The sequence below is a fragment of the Brevibacillus parabrevis genome (genome assembly GCF_003710905.1).
Classification (GTDB): Bacteria; Bacillota; Bacilli; order Brevibacillales; family Brevibacillaceae; genus Brevibacillus; species Brevibacillus parabrevis.
Window position 1 is genome coordinate 133,447 of sequence record NZ_RHHV01000005.1, and the last position, 15,907, is coordinate 149,353.

Sequence of the window (15,907 nt, forward strand, 5' to 3'; positions counted from 1 at the left end):
ATGATACGTTTCTTTTTGATTGAAGACGATGCCGTAGTGCGGCGCATGCTGGAGCGAATCATAGCGGACAGCGGCCTGGGCGAGATCGTCGGCCAGGCAAGCGATGGCAACTGTGTCTCCATCGATCAGCTTTACGGAGTAGATGTCGTCCTGATCGATTTGCTCATGCCTGGGCTGGATGGCATCCAGACGATCAAGAAGTTGCAAGCGGAAGGGTTCGCGGGCCGGTTCATCATGGTTTCTCAGGTGGAGAACAAGGAGATGATCGGAGAGGCTTATTTGCAGGGGATTGATACGTTTATCCAGAAGCCGATCAACCGCCTGGAGGTCATCGCAGTGCTCAAAAGGGTGTCTGATTACTTGACGCTGGAAGCCTCTTTGCAATCTATCCGCAAGTCGTTGCAAATTCTTGATGTCAAAGGAAAAGAGCAGCCGACGGGCGGGCTGAAAGCTCATTCCTCCGACGAGGAGGGCCTGGCGCAAAAAGCGAGACAACTGTTGTTGCAGCTCGGGATCGCAAGCGAGGCGGGGGCGCACGATTTGCTCGTCATCATGGGCTGGCTGGCGCAAAACGATCGGGAAGTGGACAAACTGCGGGATTTGCAACTGAAGGAGCTGTACACGCAAATTTTGCTCAAGTTGCACGGCAGCCTCGACGAGCAGGCGTTGACCAAAGAGGTACGGGCGATGGAGCAGCGGATTCGCCGCATGGTGTTGCAAGCGTTTACGCATTTGTCCTCGCTCGGTTTGACGGATTACGCGAACCCGACTTTTGAGCATTTTGCCCCGCGCTTGTTTGACTTCCAGGAAATTCGCCAACGGATGCAGGAGCTGGAAGCCGGAGAAAAGACGACAAAATGCCGCATCAGCGTGAAAAAGTTTTTATCTGTTTTTTATATGGAAGCGAAGGCGATTTGAGTAAGCGAGGATAAGAACAAACGAACGGAAGAGTAGGTAACTCTAGTTGATTTTTAGGAAAAAAGTAATGTTTTTTTGTTTGTATAAAGAGACAAAAATACCAAATAATGCGTTTTTGTGTAGTAAAATAGAGAAGGGAGGGATGAGTAGATGCAGAACAGCACATTAATGCAGTGGGAACAACTATTGAGCGGAGTTCGCTTGCGAGATCGACAGGTAAAAGATCGCACAAAGGATAATGAATACGATTTGCGAAATGACTTTGATGATGATTATAGCCGATTGATTATTAGCTCAGCAGTTCGCAGATTACAAGATAAAGCGCAAGTTTTCCCTCTTGATAACAGTGACTTTGTGCGCACTCGCTTAACACATTCTCATGAAGTGGCGACAATTGGTCGATCACTGGGCATCAGTGTGGAAAAGTATCTTTCGACACGAAAACCGCAGGCATTTAAAGAGGAGTCTGTTGGAAAACTGAGCGCGCTATTGGCCGTTGCTGGTCTTGTGCATGATTTGGGTAATCCGCCATTTGGTCATTTTGGGGAAGCAGCGATTCAAACTTTCTTTCGGGATTGGTTTGAAAACGAAAAAAATCTCAGGCAACTGGCTGAGGGGAATTCGCAGTATGCAAAGCAGATGCAGGCTGATTTTGAACACTTCGAAGGAAATGCGCAATCGTTCCGCCTGTTGACCAAGCTGAATGGATTAGTGGATGAATATAGCTACAATCTAAGCGCCGCTTCTTTGGCAAGCATTTTGAAATATCCCCGTTCTTCGTTGGAAGGGAACAAAAGCAGAGCAGAGCGCAAAGCACAAGATCTCGGCGTTTCTTACAAAAAATTTGGATACATGACTTCGGAGCAGGAACGTTTTGAGCTAGTTCGCCAATATACCGGAATTATGGATAAACGCCATCCTGTCACGTTTTTGTTGGAGGCGGCCGATGATATTGCCTACTCAGCAGCGGATATTGAAGATGGGTGCAAAAAGAAAGTATTGGACTATTCGATCATTACAGATGTGTTCGCAGAATTTTTCAAAACAGAAGACGATAGAAAGCTTCTCGATTCCTTTGTAAGTGACTTTAAACAAAATACAGAGGAGCGGCGTTCAGACCGTTTAGACAATGCGGTGCAAAAGCTGCGGATTAAGGCGCAGGGAGCCATGATTCATGGAGTAGTGGAAAGCTTCCTCAAATTGCATGACCGCATCTTGAACGGCGACTTTGATGAGGAGATTTTGGAAAATTCGTCAGCAGCGAAGGTTCGGGAAGCTTTCCGAGCGCTTGCAGAGAATTATATTTTTCCGAATCGGGACATTATTACACGCGAGTTGGTAGGGGGAAAGGTGATTCGCGGATTGCTGGAAATATTCGTTTGCTCAGTGAGTACAGATAGCATCTACCAGCTAGCTGAACTGGAGAAGAATATTTTCAAAATCAATGATGAATTTGCCTACTCCGAAAAAGGCAAGAATTTCATGCTGATCTCTGATAATTATCGCTATCTCATGCAGCGCTACCCCTTTTCGCTGCAAGTTGATAAACAGCCAAGTTTGTATGATCGGTTATTGCTAGTGACGGATTTTGTTTGTGGCATGACTGACACTTATGCGTTAGAATTGTATCAAAAGCTATCAGGCATCAAATTGTAAGGAGGGCTACTTATGGGCAGTGCATGGAGATGCGCTCACGAAGACTACAATCAGACAGGCATGATCCTAAAAAGGATTGAACTGTTAAGAGAAGTCAGCCCACAAGTAGACCGCTTGCTACATGACCTTAGCTCCTACGGTAATTTGATTTTGATTGGTGGGGCTGTACGGGATCTGGCTGAGAGCAGAACACCACGGGATTATGACATAATTGTGGATGCTCCTGATACGAGGTTTGCCGAAGCTTTTTCCAGCTTTTCCTATAAACAAAATCGGTTCGGGGGATATAAGCTTAAGGTTGACGGCATTGAATTCGACATATGGGGAATCCAAAGCAATTGGGCTTTTCGCGAACGCTTATTAGCGCCGAACTTTGAGAATATATCTAAAGGGGTCTTTTTCAATTTCGATGCAGTAAGTTTTCATTTGCAATGGCAGAACCTTGATTGCACTTATTTCATGGAAGCGATAAATAGCAGAGTGCTTGATATTTTGCTTGATGATGAGGTCGTATGGAAAAACCCTACTCCAGAGGTTAATGTTGTTCGCGCTTGGAAGATTCACAAGACACGCGGATTGCAGTTTTCCGATCGGTTAAGGAATTATATCAGGGAGTGGGCTGCTACCGCTGACAATCCGCAAGAGAGACTTGTCGAGGCAGAACGAAAGCATTATGGGGATGGAAGTCAGCTATCGTACGATGATTATTCGCAACTGTTATCGCATGTTAAAGCTTAGCCTGAAAAAAAAGAAGTCAGTCGGCGGGATCAACCGTTGACTGGCTTCTTGCGTTTGGACGATAGCTGCGAATGAACAGCGGTGTCACTATCATGTCTGACTGTATGTTCTTCTTTGGCTATGAATGCGCCCGAGACACCAGCTCCGCGAACGCACCGTACAGCCCGACATTGCCGTACTGCTCCTGGTACTGATCAATCGTGTCGTCGCGGACGATTTGTCCGTTCATGAGGAAAATCGCGCGGTCAGCCACGGCGTCAGCTACTTGAAGCTGGTGAGTGGAGAAGATGACCGACTGTCCCGCCAGGCGCAGCTCGCGCACGAGATCGACGAAGGCGTCCATCCAGTAAGGGTCGAGGCCGTTTGTCGGCTCGTCCAGGACGACCAAGGCCGGTTTTGCCAGGATCGCCTGGGCAAACAGCAGGCGTTGCTGCATGCCTTTGGAAAAATGCGAAACGCGCTTGTTGCGGGCATCGTGCAGACCGACGGCTTTCAGCATCCTGTCGGCATCTTCTGCGGTCCGATTGCGCAACGCTGCGTAAAACTCCAATGTCTCGCGTGCAGTCAGACCAGCGGTGAAGGAGAAATGATCAGGCATGTAGCCAATCTGCTGCAAATAGTCGACGCGCTGCTCCTCCCAGCTCATGCCGTTGAGCTGAATCGTGCCTGTAGTGGGACGGAGAATGCCTACCAGCATGCGCAGGATCGTGCTTTTTCCCGCTCCGTTTCCGCCGCACAGAGCGACCACTTCGCCAGGCTCGATGCGCAGGCTGAAAGGATGGACAATCGTTTTGTCGTTGATCGTCTTGCTTACCTGATCGACGGTAAGGCCGAATGTTTGCATCGTGTTATCTCCTTTCCCATGCCCGGGTAGCGATAAACAGCGTAGCGCTAATCCACAGCAGACAGAGTGCGACGAAGCAAACGTCGCCGAGCGCCGAGTCGATCCAGTAAATCCACTTGTAGTATTCCGGCCCGAAAATGGCACCGCCGCCAAGCCGGGTCACAGAATAGACGCGGACAAATTCAGCTGGATTGAAAAAAGTCACGATTTGCAGCAAGGGCTTGATCCATGTGTACGGCACGAAGCTGAGCAAGGAAATCAACAGCGTCGGCCAGGCCAAAATGTAGAAAAACCAGATGCTGACGCCCATGGTCAAAGCTTGCCAGCGATTCCGGCACAGAGCGCCAATCAGCATGGCGATTCCTAAAAATAAAAGGATCAGACAAATCGAGAAGACGAGCAGGAACAGCAGGGTGGAAAAGGCAAAGCTTTTGCCGAGCAAAAGTCCAGCCACCCCGGAGATGCCGTAGCCAAAGCTGACGATGGCAATCAGGACGAGCGCCTGGCCGACGTATTTGCCGATGAGAAACGACGAGGTCGTCATCGCGTAGGTCGAGAGCAGTTGCCAGCTACCTTCCTCTTTCTCCGCAGTCAGGGAGAAAGAGGAGAGGAGCATCGTCATCAGCGGCAGCAAATACAAAATCAGATTGAGCATGGTGCCTGTCGTATACGTGTAGCCTTTCATGTAGGACTGCGACTGGATCACCAGCAGCCCCAGGCTAAACAGGGAAAACAGAGCCATGAAAGAGTAGGCCCATGGATTGCGGAAACCTACCTTCACTTCCCTTTTCGCAATCAGATTGATGTGCAAGGCTCGCCACTTCCTCTATTCGTGGTATTAGTGGTGTGTAGTCGTTGGCGTGCTTGTGCCATTGCCGTGTGCTGGGGCAGGAGTGCTCTCCGTACCGCCCGATTGATGTCCGCCCGAAGAATGTCCGTCTTTTTTCATGTGTTCGCTCATGCTGCGTTCCCACGTGTGGCTTTTCAGACCTTCCGCGTTCATGACGACGCCTTTCTTTTGTTCCGCCACGAATTTGTCCGCTTCCGCTTTGTCTTTAAACGAGTAGATGCCGTAGCTCATTGGCGTTTTAAATTCTTTGTCGTAGGCAAAAGTTGCCGTATCGGCTTTTGTCCACTCTGCCGTATAGTAGTCGCGAACGTATTGCATGGCGACTTCGTCTGTTCCGTGTTCTTTCGTCCATTCATGCAAGCAGCCGATATCGTCGAACTTCAGCGCTTTGCCGTCTTTCAAAATGATTTCTGTTGCGTTGTGGTCGTTCGGCACGTGCATGTGGCAGAGGTCACATTTGTCTACGCCTTCCGCGATGTCTACAGGCTGTGCTTCTTCTTTTCCGCAGCCGACCATGAGCAGGCTGATTCCTGCGATTGCTCCCAGTGTGGTTACCCATTTTTTCAATTTCATCATGATTTCTTCACTCCTACGTATATGAATGTACAGCTTCCCAGTAAAAGAATGAGGCCAAGTATGCCAGCACCCCAGCCGCTGGTCGTTTGGGCATCGGCTGCCAAGACAGCGGATGTCGGCATCAGCGGCGAGTTGTCCCGAATCGGACTGCCTGCGCCGTTTGTGAACAAATTTTCCAGAAACACGAAGCCCGGCGACTGGAAAAACAGCTGATAGGCGGGAACGGCGTCAGTCAGGCCGAGGTAAAACGGGTTCATTTCGTACGGCAGATCGCTGATATGATCGCCGTCTACGTCAAGACCGAGCAAGTTGTCCCAATAGTTGCCGTTTATGTTGTCAGTGGCGCTGTCCTGGGCTTGCGCCGCGATGACATTGGAGATGAACTGGTTGTTCGTCCACGTGTTTTGCGAAGAGGACGTGAGCTGCATCCCGACGAAATTGAGCGCCAGCTGATTGCCTTTGACGGTAATCCCGGTCGAGCGCTCCAGGTACAGTCCGACCCGGTTCCCTTCGATGCGGTTGTCCGTGATGAGCGAATTTTGCACATCGTACAGCAAAATGCCTTGGGAGTTCGGGTTTTTCTGCTGCTTCAAAAATTGGTTCCCGATGACTGTGGCTTCGCTTGTTTCCATCAGCATGGCGCCCGTCACATTTTCGCTGCCGGTATTGTTTTTCAAAGTTGTATTCGTGGTGCCCATCAGGTGATAGCCGTAGCGCGACTTTTCCACCCAGTTTTGCTCCAGTTGATTGCCGCTGCTTTTCTCCAGGTAGATTCCGTCAAAGACGTTCGTCACCTGATTGTCGGTCAGCCGATTGTCATTCGAGTCGTACAGGTCGATGCCGTTTCCTTTTTGAGCCTGAACCGTCACCTTTGGCTTGCTTTGGCTTTTGGACAGATGAGCGCTGTGATCGTGGCCGGCATCACTCGTACTGCCCCTGTCTTTTACCTTGCCGATGACGAAAACTTTGTGCAGCGTATTGGAGTTGGCCCCTCGCAACTGAACTCCTGTTCCCATCGTATCCACGGTGACTTTTTCCAGCAGATTGCGGTTGCCCTTGACGATAATCGAGGCGTCCTCGCTGTTGATTCTCCTGTCCACCACCGTAATGCCTTGCAAGGTAACGTCGTCTGCCGCGATGATCAAGGCAGCTTCCTCGCTCGGGTTGGTCAGCTTGACGTCTCCGTCTGCCACCAGTTTGAGCGGCTTCGTAATGCGAATCGGCCCTTCGTATTTGCCTTCCGGTATCGTGATAGTTTCGCCTGATGCCGCCCGGTCGATCTGTGCTTGCAAGGAGTCTGCGGACTCTTCCGCCAGCGCTGTGAGGGCAGCAGGCATGACAAGCGCGATTGCCAGGGAAGCAGACAGCAGTTGGCGAAGCGCCATTTTTTTGTTCCTAGTACGAGTCAGGGTACGTTCCCCCCTTTGTAATGAGAGCTCTCGATAATTCCTCCTGAGGGAAGGGGCTGCCAGCTAAGACTAGGATAGCAGTCCCGATTCATTTGCGTATGACTCAAACGGGCTATAAAAGGTGTCAAAAATCGCAACGATTATAAAAAATGGAAGGGACTTCATCCGAAAGCGGAGGTGCCGGAAAGGCTGGAAAAGGGCAGCGAAAGCGGTCATACTAGCTAGGAAGAATACAGGAGCGAAAAGGAGGGCGGAGCATGGACGCGACGATCGAAAAAGCACTGCGCCAGACGCTGGATGCGTGGGAGCGGATGAAAAGAAGCCATGAGGATGACGCCGAAGATGACGCCAACCAGTTCGAGGCGTCGTTTTACAAGCTGATGGATGCGATTCGCGGCTGGTTCAATGAGCTGCCAGCAAAGCCCGAATCGCTGGAAGACGCGCTGCTGCTTCCCGATTTGGCAGAGGTCGCCGACCAGATGCCGGGCGAAATCGTGCTGAACTTCGAAACGGAGCTGGAGCTGATCGTGGACGGGCAAATACGCGTGGACGACGAGAAGTACGATTAGGCTGTTTGTTCGCCAAAAAGAAACCTCGACCGGAGCTGTCAACCAGCTCATTCGGTCGAGGTTTTTCGTTGCCTGTCAGTTGCTGTATGCCTGTTAAGAGATCGTTTTTTGCCCTGGCTTCCAGTCCATCGGACACAGGCCGCCGGATTGCAAAGCTTCAATGACCCGCAATGTCTCATCTACGCTTCGGCCCACTTTGGAGTTGGAGACAACCGCATACTGCAAGATGCCTTCCGGGTCAATGATGAAGCTCGCCCGCAGGGGTGCTTTGGTCGCTTCATCGAGCACGCCGTAGCTGTTGGTCGCTTCTTTGCTGTAATCAGAAGCCAGCGGGAACGACAGCGGCCCGATTCCGTCGCTTGCTCTCATCCAGGCTTTGTGCGTATGCACACTGTCTCCGCTGACGCCGAGCACTTCGACGTTCAGCTCACGGAACTCGTCAATTCGGCGATTGAGACTGAGAATTTCGGTCGGGCATACTTTGGAAAAATCAAATGGATAAAAAAATAGCAGCAGCCACTTGCCGCGGTAATCGACCAAGCTTTTCGGAACAGGGAAGCCGTTGTCAAACGTCACGGTGTCCATCGTAAAATCGGGTGCGGGAAGTCCAATGCGTGCGCTCATCGAGAATCTCCTCGTTTCTGTAGGCATGATGTATGGTTCTGCTATCAAATTATCATGAATGATATTTATAATCAATATCATTTGAAAGTTACTTTAAATAATATTTTGCACAAAAACAGGAGCGGAATTGCCCTAAACCGCCGTACTGTATGAGAGGAAGGATCAGGTAGCATCCTAATGAACGAAGATGCTCAATGCCGGAGGGGAAACAAGATGCAGTCGATACTTTTGATCATAGTGCTCGTGGTGGTGGTACTGCCGCCGCTTGTCTTTTTCGGATATATGTACGCCTTGTCCAAACAGCCGAAGCATTCGATTATCCGCTCGCACCCGTTTTTGGGCTGGGTGCGCTATTTGCTGGAAAAGCTCGGGCCGGAATTTCGCCAATACTGGTTTGACAACGACACAGACGGCAGACCGTTTTCCCGCGCTGATTTCGTCGGGTTGGTCTACGCGGCGAAATACCGCACGGATCTCATCTCGTTTGGCGGCAGACGAGATTACGAAAAGCCGGGCTTTTACTTGTCCAACGCCATGTTTCCCAAGCTGACGAGCGAGCTGCGGGTAGACAACGAGCAAGTGCTTGTGGGCAAAAAGTACGTGATTACAGATGAGGGCCTGTTCACTCGCCAGGAAAAGTTCATCGAGGAACAAGTGAAGCCGTGGCTGCTGGCTGATCAGGATGCGATTGTCGTGGGAGAGCGCCGCGAACACCCGTGGCGGCTCAAAGGCATGTTCGGGGCATCTGCCACATCGTACGGGGCGGTCGGAGAAAACTACATTTTGTCTACGGGAAGCGGAGCCAAAATGGCGGGCGGCTCCTGGATCAACACAGGAGAAGGGGGCGTGGCGGAAGTCCACCTCGCTACAGGCGCGGATATCGTCGCACAGATCGGGCCAGGCATGTTCGGATACCGCGATGACGAAGGGCGATTCTCGATCGAGGAATACAAGCGCAAGGCGAGTCAGCCTGCGATCAAAGCGTTTGAACTGAAATTTCATCAAGGGGCAAAAATACGGGGCGGCCATCTCGAAGGCTCCAAGGTGACAGAAAAGGTGGCGGCAGCGCGGCTGGTGCCTGTGGGCAAAACGGTCAATTCCCCCAACCGTTTTGCGTTTCTGACCAAACCAGAGGAAGCTCTCCGGTTTGTCGGCACGTTGCAGGAAGCGGGCGGAAAACCAGTGGGAATTAAAATCGTCGTCGGTGACGCCAAAAGGCTGGAGCCGCTGTTCGCCAAAATGACCGAGCTGGATATTTACCCCGATTTCATTACGGTTGACGGCTCGGAGGGAGGTTCTGGCGCGACTTTCAAAGCGATGGCGGACGGGATGGGGCTGCCGCTCTATCCTGCGCTGCTCATCCTCGACGATGTGGCGCGGACATTCGGCGTGCGTGACCGCTTCAAAATTTTTGCGTCCGGCAAGCTGATCACGCCTGACAAAGTGGCGATTGCTCTCGCCTTAGGGGCGGACGCTGTCAACTCCGCGCGCGGCTTCATGATGGCGAACGGCTGCATCATGGCGATGCAATGCCATACAGGCAAGTGTCCGACCGGAATTACGACCACGGACGCCAAATACCAGGAGGCGCTCGCCCCGGAAGAAAAGCAGTGGCGGGTCATGAACTACATTTTGCAGTTGCGCGAAGGCTTGTTTTCGCTCGCCGCAGCCTGTGGACTGGAAAGCCCGCGTGATTTTACGCGCGAGCATGTCGTCTACACGAATGAAAGCGGCCAGAGCGTGCGGGTAGCGGATTTGTTCCCGTATCCCGAGCCCGAGCAGCCCGGACACTCAGAAGCTGTCTTGCTTTAGTTTCGTCCAGTGGTTGTAGTCATGAATGGCAAAGCCTGCGTAGCTTGCGTGCTGAGCGAGCTTTTCCTTGGCGAGCTGAAGCTCTGTTTTCAGCACATGTGTCGGCAGCGAATGAAAAGTCGTATGGGCACCTTCCGCGCTGGGGGCGGTTTCGATTCCGACGATGACCTGCTTGCCCAATGTGCCCGCTTCCCGCAAAATCGGCTGGGCATTGGCGATGATTCCGTCATTGCCCAAAGCGGAGTTGCGGTAATCCATGATGACCACCGCATCGGCTTTTTCCAGCATCCACGCACTCAAACTGTAGCGGGTGTCGGGAACCTTGACCTGATGCAGCCAAAAAGGAATGTCCAGCGTAAGCCGCAGACCGTTCGCTTTTGTTCTGCGCTCGATCAGGCGTATGCTGTCCATCCAGTTGCTGACGACCCGTGTCTGATCGCTTTTCCATTCGGGAAGCACGTACGGTTCAATGTCAAAATGCAGCCCGGAAAACCTCTCCTCAGGGGCGACAGCCGCATTGTAGGCTTCGACCCAGTCGATAAAAGCCTCGATCTGGCTGTGGCCGGAAGGAAAAGCCCATCCGGGGCGGCCGTTCAATGCTTCTACTTTGATTTGCCTTTTTTGCGCTTTTTGCATGAACGATTGGTATACAGCTTGCGGAATGTCCTTGTCGATTTGCAAGTAAATGCTCGTCACTTGCTGTTCCGCGGCAAATTCAATCATTCGCTCCTGTTCCTGACCGCTCAAAAGCAAGGACGCATCCCACAGCCACGTGCTGTGCTGCTTTGGAGCGGCTGTCGCGATAACAATCAGATTGCGCTCGGCGTTCCAATCGATCCGGGCGTCAAATGATTCGCTGATAAAACGGAGCGGCACCATTGTCCGGCCATTGCGGAGCGCAGCCGCCGTATCCAGCTGGACTTGCTTGCCGTTCACGTGCGCAATGCTTTGACCGACCGTCAGCCTGATCGTGGTTGTCGCGTTTTGCAGCGTAACCTGTCCGGTTTTTGCATCCCATTGCGTGCGCAGCCCGAGCTTTTCAGCCACGAATCTGACGGGCACCAGCGTACGTTGCGAGCGTGCGTCTACATACGGCTGGACGTCGGGAAAGGCGACAGCTTGCCCGTTTACCGTGACGTCGACGGGCTGTGCGCAGACAGGAGTGCCGAAGGAAACAGCGCTTTGCAGTACAGCCAGCGCCATGATTTGCTGAATTTTTTTCATCTGTCATGTCCTCAATGTTTTTCATTTCAGGCAGGTGCTGTCTTATTGTACTATGGGGTTGTTTTCCAGTGCCTGATCGAAAGGATGCAAGGCCAAACAGACCGCCTGTGAAGAAACTCCTATTTTTCGGGAGAGCCTTTACAACCTATGGCAAACAGGATAATATGTATAAAAATGACAAAAGGAACAAAAAAATCAGGCTATTGTACACCTTCCTTCTACTCAACTTGGATATTAGGGGTACTGCTTTCCTGATTTTTTTTATTGCTGCCGATGAAAAATCAAATCTACCTTCGCCGGAAAAACAAACTGATTGTGAAAGCGGGACAGCATGAATTGCCTGTCTCTTACTTGGCTGCGGCCTTGCGCAATATGGAGAGCTTGGGCTACACGTTTTCCCTGGAGCTGATCGAGCGAATCCGCACGCTGTCCGAAGCGGAATTTTTCCCGCTCTACTCGGAGGTAGTGAGAGTTTTAAAAGACATGGTCGGTGCCTCCAGGCGCTTCAAGCCTTTTTATCCGAATTTCCCGCGCCAGGTCATGGAAGCGAGCGACGGGGAACTGTACCTCCAGGCGATTATCCATTACTTGACGTGGCAGCTTCCCGTGCATGAAGTGAAAAAGCGGCTGCCGCTCCTGAAAGAATCCCGTTTGAAAGTGATTCAACTGGGAACGGACGAAGAGCTGCTGCAAATAGGCATGAACATGCTGCGGGCGAACAGCTCGCTCTCCGCTCAGGACAAGGAAGACTTGAAAGGCTTGATTCACGGTTGCAAAGGGATTGCGGAAGCTTTGCCGCCGGAAATCCCGCACAAGGAAAATGCCGCTGTCGTGGCGAGCGTGTTGCTTCGGGCCGACAAAATGCCGCCTGACTTTTTTGCGAAGTATTGCAAGACGTCAACAGATGTTCTGCGACTGGCGACGGCTCTGTCCGACGGGGATGTCAGCCTGGCTGCCCCTGCGAAGTTTCGCAAGTTCAGACGGGCCGAGCGCAGGCTGTTGCTTCGATTGCTGGAAGCAAGCCCGAACCTGGCGGAAGACATGCAGCGCTATAAAAACCGCTGGATTCGCCTCGGGGAGATTTTGCATCCTTTTGAATACAAAGACCGTTATCCGCGGGCAGCGGAAGCGTTTGATATTTTGCGCAACAATCGGCGCATCGAGACTTTCAACAGTCAGGTCGAGCTGGCGATCCTGGCGTGCGATATAAAAGAAGCGACCAGATTGCTGATGCAACGGCCAGGTGAATTTGCCCGACGGCTGGATCACATGCTCCGCTTGACGGAAGCGGGCGATCAGGTGTTGCGCTCCTTTGAGCAGATAGCGACTTCTGTATCGACCCCCGTCCTTTTGCAGGTGATGAATCACTTTGACAAGCGGGAGCGATACGGTGAGTGGCGAACGTTCTTTCCAAAAGGAGAAGTGGCAAAAGTACAGGCGATCCCCAATATGCTTCCGCAGCTGGCGGATGAACAGCGCGCGCGTGCAGCCGGGATATGTCGCGAGGTATTGATTCGGCGCTTTTCTGCCTTGCCTACTCTCGGAAAAGTTTATATCGACCCGCAATTGCACGAGCAACTGGTGCCTTTTTCCCAAAGATCGGCAAGCAAGGCGTTGCGCACGATAGCGCGCGGCTCCAGACTGCCGATCCCCGAGGGGAGCACGATCCGCTTTTTCACCTGGTGGAAGGAAGGGATCGTCAACGATGTCCCTACCGGGCGGGTAGATATCGATTTGTCCGCTGTCCTGTATGACGAGAAGTGGACGTACATGGAGCATGTGTCCTACACCAATTTGCGGTCCGCGAAGTATCGCGCCTGCCATAGCGGCGATGTCGTACAGGCGCCGAACGGAGCGTGCGAGTTCATCGATGTCGATATCGAGTCAGTGCTTCGATACGGCGGGCGCTATGTCGTGATGTCACTGAACTCGTTTACGAGCCAGCCGTATTGCGATTTGCCGGAGTGCTTCGCAGGCTGGATGATCCGCAGTCAGCCCGAGTCCGGCGAAGTTTTTGAACCGTTGACAGTTCAGGATAAAGCCGACATCGCTGCCCGTTCGACGATCTGCCTCCCGGTCATTCTCGATCTGGCAGAGCGAAAAGTCATTTGGACGGACATCGCGCTGCGTTCGCATCCGCGCTTTGTCAACAACGTAGAGGCAAATGGCGGCGGCATCGAATGGATGGGCCGCGCGCTGACGACACTTGTGAAACCGACCTTGCACGAGCTGTTCACCCTGCACGCACAGGCGAGAGGGACGATTACCGACCGGATGGAGGAAGCAGACACGGTTTTTTCCATGGAAGAGGGGATTACCCCGTTTGACATGGAAGTGATCTTGGCTGATTTCCTCGCTGGTTAATGATGGGAAGTTTAAAAGTCAGCTCAGGCTGGCTTTTTTCGTTGTTTGCAAGAATCGCTCCCTCGGATTTTCCGTGTTTTTCCATTTTCCCTCTCCGATTTGCAGCTTTTGCTTGAATCCACGGTAGCATTTGCTATTATTAAAACAAGTGAGTGTTATTGAAATGAATGAACGACATTTGAATAGGATAGAAAACAGGTCCTTGTGTTTTTGCGAGTGCTTATTTCGTGAAAGACAGGGTTAAAAGGGAAGTTTGGTGAAATGCCAACGCGGTCCCGCCACTGTAAAAGAGTAGCTCTTCTTCCTGGCAACGGCGCCATCCACTGCCCCACTACGAGGCGGGAAGGAGAAGAAGAGTGATGATCCTTGAGCCAGGAAACCTGCCTGTTTTGGTGTATGCACTGTTTTCCTTCGGGTCAAAGGAAGAGGTGAGGATTGTTTTTGTCAGCTATCCGCGCTTTGTTTTCCTTCTAGATTTTGGAAAACAAAGCGTTTTTTTGTGCGCCTGACAAGCAATCGCTGACACTTTTTGGACTGGACAATGGGGTCCCCGAAAAGTACCTGAAAAGGGCTGGAGAAAACTATCCTTTTTTAGGTAACTGACGGGGGCCCTGAAAAGTATGTAGGGTCAAAATGACAGCAAGGTCTTCACTTCAATCTGGGGGTGTGCGTTGTGAGCAATAAACGTGGACTGTTTTTGGTCTATACCGGAGACGGAAAAGGAAAGACGACAGCAGCGGTGGGCCTGGCTGTACGGGCGACCGGGCGGGGGAAAAAGGTGATTATGATTCAGTTCATCAAGTCGCCTGAGCGGACGTATGGAGAGAAAATCATTTTTGACAAGCTCGGCATCGAGATCGTGCAAAAGGGCGTAGGCTTTACGTGGACGAAGACGCCAGAGGAGCATCGGGAAGCGCTCAAGGAGGCGTGGACTTTTGCCCGGGAAACGCTGTCTTCGGGAGCGTATGACGTCGTGATTTTGGACGAGCTGAACAACGCGCTGGCGATCGACCGTTTTCCCATTGACGATGTGCTGCCGCTTTCGGATGTTTTGGAAGCGATTCAAAACAGGCCGAGCCATGTGCATCTGGTCGTGACGGGGCGGAGCGCCAAGCAGGAAGTGATGGACATGGCTGATCTGGTGACAGAAATGAAGCCGCTCAAGCATTACTATGACGAAGGAATACCAGCAGTGCTGGGGGTAGAATTTTAATGAACGTGCTGGAAACGTATGGTCACGGTGGCGACTTGCTGACCGCCTCGCAACGCTTTGGCGTAAAGCCTGGAGAGTTTCTCGATTTCAGCGCCAATATCAATCCGCTCGGCATGCCGGAACGGGTCAGGGACATGCTGCTGGATTCGCTGTCTGCGGTGTTGCGCTATCCGGACCCGGGACACCGCGAGTTTCGCAAGGCGCTGGCGAAGCGTCTCGGACTGCCGGAAGCATATCTTTTGCCAGCCAATGGAGCGGCGGAAGCGATGGCTTTGGCGATTCTCGGGCTGCAACCAGAGACAGTCGGCGTCGTGTATCCGTGCTTTTCGGAATATGCAGAGCTTTCCGAGCAGTTTGGCGCGCGTGTCATTGGTTGCTACGGAAAAGCAGAGAACGGCTACAAGCCGGATCGCGCCGAGCTGTACAAGCTGTTTGAACAGGCTGATCTCGTATTTGTCGGCTCGCCGAACAACCCGACCGGGATCTTGTACGAGCCGCAGGAGCTGTTGCAAATGGCGGACTGGGCGGCAGAGACAGGCACCTGGCTGGTCGTGGACGAAGCTTTTCTCGATTTCGTGGCGGAAGAACGGCAGTTTACGCTGGCGAGTCGCCTGGAGAGCTTTCCATGGGTCATTTTGATGCGGTCGATGACGAAAATGTATGCGATTCCCGGCCTGCGTCTGGGATACGCGATCGCCCATCCAGACGTGATCGCCAACATGCGGCAAAAGCAAGTGAGCTGGAGCGTGAATGCGCTGGCCCTTTTGGCGGGGGAACTGTGCCTGATGGAGCAGGAGTACGAGCGAAAAACCCGCAGCCTGATCGCCGAAGAGCGGGCCAAATTGCTCGACTTCGTCGGCAAGGAGCTGGGATGGCAAGTGTGGCCGGGAGAGGCGAACTTCTTGCTCGTTCGCTCGCCGGGGGAGCTGCCGGCGGCCCAGTTGCAAGAATGGCTTGGCAAAAAAGGGGTGCTGATCCGCAATTGCGCGATGTATCCCGGACTGACTGCCCATGACGTGCGCATCGCGGTTCGCGGAAGTGCGGAAAATGCTCGCCTGATGGCGGTCTTGCGCGAGGTGCGGGATGAAAGGGGCGGCAAGCGTTGAGTCT

Annotated in this window: 14 protein-coding genes and 1 riboswitch; of the genes, 8 read left to right on the forward strand and 6 right to left on the reverse strand. The window is 52.4% G+C overall.

Features of this window, described 5'->3' with window-relative positions:
* The 3 genes from EDM60_RS04005 (at position 1) to EDM60_RS04015 (ending at position 3,312) form a co-directional block, all read left to right on the forward strand.
* Positions 1 to 918, forward strand: a complete 918-nt coding sequence (locus EDM60_RS04005; protein WP_122962790.1) for a response regulator — start codon at positions 1 to 3, stop codon at positions 916 to 918.
* A gap of 150 nt (positions 919 to 1,068) precedes the next feature.
* On the forward strand, positions 1,069 to 2,574 hold the full coding sequence (gene dgt / locus EDM60_RS04010; protein WP_122962791.1) for a dGTP triphosphohydrolase: 1,506 nt from the start codon (positions 1,069 to 1,071) through the stop codon (positions 2,572 to 2,574).
* Positions 2,575 to 2,586: 12 nt separating this feature from the next.
* Positions 2,587 to 3,312, forward strand: a complete 726-nt coding sequence (locus EDM60_RS04015) for a nucleotidyltransferase family protein (protein WP_122962792.1) — start codon at positions 2,587 to 2,589, stop codon at positions 3,310 to 3,312.
* A 118-nt stretch (positions 3,313 to 3,430) separates the two neighbouring features.
* On the opposite strand, the gene EDM60_RS04020 is transcribed toward EDM60_RS04015, so the two are convergent.
* The 4 genes from EDM60_RS04020 to EDM60_RS04035 are packed head-to-tail and all read right to left on the reverse strand — an operon-like array spanning position 3,431 to position 6,967.
* Entirely contained in the window at positions 3,431 to 4,156 is a 726-nt protein-coding gene (locus tag EDM60_RS04020) for an ABC transporter ATP-binding protein (protein WP_122962793.1), read from the reverse strand.
* 4 nt (positions 4,157 to 4,160) lie between these two features.
* Positions 4,161 to 4,967: an ABC transporter permease gene (locus tag EDM60_RS04025; protein WP_122962794.1), complete on the reverse strand. Its 807-nt coding sequence runs from the start codon at positions 4,965 to 4,967 to the stop codon at positions 4,161 to 4,163.
* A gap of 27 nt (positions 4,968 to 4,994) precedes the next feature.
* Entirely contained in the window at positions 4,995 to 5,582 is a 588-nt protein-coding gene (locus EDM60_RS04030; RefSeq protein ID WP_122962795.1) for a nitrous oxide reductase accessory protein NosL, read from the reverse strand.
* Positions 5,579 to 6,967 (reverse strand): right-handed parallel beta-helix repeat-containing protein, encoded by a 1,389-nt coding sequence (locus EDM60_RS04035; RefSeq protein ID WP_233454047.1) that lies wholly within the window; start codon positions 6,965 to 6,967, stop codon positions 5,579 to 5,581. Before EDM60_RS04035 ends, EDM60_RS04030 begins: the two co-directional genes overlap by 4 nt.
* 281 nt (positions 6,968 to 7,248) lie before the next feature.
* Here EDM60_RS04035 and EDM60_RS04040 point away from each other — a divergent pair, with 281 nt between their 5' ends.
* Entirely contained in the window at positions 7,249 to 7,560 is a 312-nt protein-coding gene (locus tag EDM60_RS04040; RefSeq protein ID WP_122962796.1) for a hypothetical protein, read from the forward strand.
* Between the two features lie 93 nt (positions 7,561 to 7,653).
* Here EDM60_RS04040 and EDM60_RS04045 read toward each other — a convergent pair whose 3' ends face one another.
* Positions 7,654 to 8,184, reverse strand: coding sequence for a peroxiredoxin (locus EDM60_RS04045; protein ID WP_122962797.1), 531 nt, complete (start codon positions 8,182 to 8,184; stop codon positions 7,654 to 7,656).
* A gap of 213 nt (positions 8,185 to 8,397) precedes the next feature.
* On the opposite strand from EDM60_RS04045, the gene EDM60_RS04050 reads away from it, so the two are divergent.
* Positions 8,398 to 9,996 (forward strand): FMN-binding glutamate synthase family protein, encoded by a 1,599-nt coding sequence (locus tag EDM60_RS04050; protein ID WP_122962798.1) that lies wholly within the window; start codon positions 8,398 to 8,400, stop codon positions 9,994 to 9,996.
* Here the strand turns inward: EDM60_RS04050 and EDM60_RS04055 are convergent.
* Positions 9,976 to 11,220 carry a copper amine oxidase N-terminal domain-containing protein gene (locus EDM60_RS04055; RefSeq protein ID WP_122962799.1) on the reverse strand — a complete coding sequence of 415 codons (1,245 nt, stop codon included), beginning with the start codon at positions 11,218 to 11,220 and terminating at the stop codon, positions 9,976 to 9,978. The genes EDM60_RS04050 and EDM60_RS04055 overlap by 21 nt on opposite strands.
* 273 nt (positions 11,221 to 11,493) lie before the next feature.
* On the opposite strand from EDM60_RS04055, the gene EDM60_RS04060 reads away from it, so the two are divergent.
* The 3 genes from EDM60_RS04060 to cobD all read left to right on the forward strand — a co-directional run bounded on the left by EDM60_RS04060 (position 11,494) and on the right by cobD (position 15,903).
* The gene (locus tag EDM60_RS04060; protein ID WP_122962800.1) at positions 11,494 to 13,584 is read left to right on the forward strand and encodes a TerD family protein; all 2,091 of its coding nucleotides are present in this window, start codon (positions 11,494 to 11,496) and stop codon (positions 13,582 to 13,584) included.
* 180 nt (positions 13,585 to 13,764) lie between these two features.
* A riboswitch (cobalamin riboswitch) is annotated at positions 13,765 to 13,986 on the forward strand.
* Between the two features lie 271 nt (positions 13,987 to 14,257).
* Complete coding sequence (gene cobO / locus EDM60_RS04065; protein WP_122962801.1) at positions 14,258 to 14,797, forward strand: cob(I)yrinic acid a,c-diamide adenosyltransferase; 540 nt, start codon at positions 14,258 to 14,260, stop codon at positions 14,795 to 14,797.
* Positions 14,797 to 15,903 (forward strand): threonine-phosphate decarboxylase CobD, encoded by a 1,107-nt coding sequence (gene cobD / locus EDM60_RS04070; protein ID WP_122962802.1) that lies wholly within the window; start codon positions 14,797 to 14,799, stop codon positions 15,901 to 15,903. The genes cobO and cobD overlap by 1 nt, the downstream gene beginning before the upstream one ends.
* Positions 15,904 to 15,907 lie beyond the last annotated feature (4 nt).

What these genes read in the sequence shown, in the direction of transcription:
- EDM60_RS04005 (WP_122962790.1), top strand. Translation starts at nt 1, where the DNA reads ATGATACGTTTCTTTTTGATTGAAGACGATGCCGTAGTGCGGCGCATG.
- dgt (WP_122962791.1), top strand. Translation starts at nt 1,069, where the DNA reads ATGCAGAACAGCACATTAATGCAGTGGGAACAACTATTGAGCGGAGTT.
- EDM60_RS04015 (WP_122962792.1), top strand. Translation starts at nt 2,587, where the DNA reads ATGGGCAGTGCATGGAGATGCGCTCACGAAGACTACAATCAGACAGGC.
- EDM60_RS04020 (WP_122962793.1), bottom strand. Translation starts at nt 4,156, where the DNA reads ATGCAAACATTCGGCCTTACCGTCGATCAGGTAAGCAAGACGATCAAC.
- EDM60_RS04030 (WP_122962795.1), bottom strand. Translation starts at nt 5,582, where the DNA reads ATGATGAAATTGAAAAAATGGGTAACCACACTGGGAGCAATCGCAGGA.
- EDM60_RS04035 (WP_233454047.1), bottom strand. Translation starts at nt 6,967, where the DNA reads ATGGCGCTTCGCCAACTGCTGTCTGCTTCCCTGGCAATCGCGCTTGTC.
- EDM60_RS04040 (WP_122962796.1), top strand. Translation starts at nt 7,249, where the DNA reads ATGGACGCGACGATCGAAAAAGCACTGCGCCAGACGCTGGATGCGTGG.
- EDM60_RS04045 (WP_122962797.1), bottom strand. Translation starts at nt 8,184, where the DNA reads ATGAGCGCACGCATTGGACTTCCCGCACCCGATTTTACGATGGACACC.
- EDM60_RS04050 (WP_122962798.1), top strand. Translation starts at nt 8,398, where the DNA reads ATGCAGTCGATACTTTTGATCATAGTGCTCGTGGTGGTGGTACTGCCG.
- EDM60_RS04055 (WP_122962799.1), bottom strand. Translation starts at nt 11,220, where the DNA reads ATGAAAAAAATTCAGCAAATCATGGCGCTGGCTGTACTGCAAAGCGCT.
- EDM60_RS04060 (WP_122962800.1), top strand. Translation starts at nt 11,494, where the DNA reads ATGAAAAATCAAATCTACCTTCGCCGGAAAAACAAACTGATTGTGAAA.
- cobD (WP_122962802.1), top strand. Translation starts at nt 14,797, where the DNA reads ATGAACGTGCTGGAAACGTATGGTCACGGTGGCGACTTGCTGACCGCC.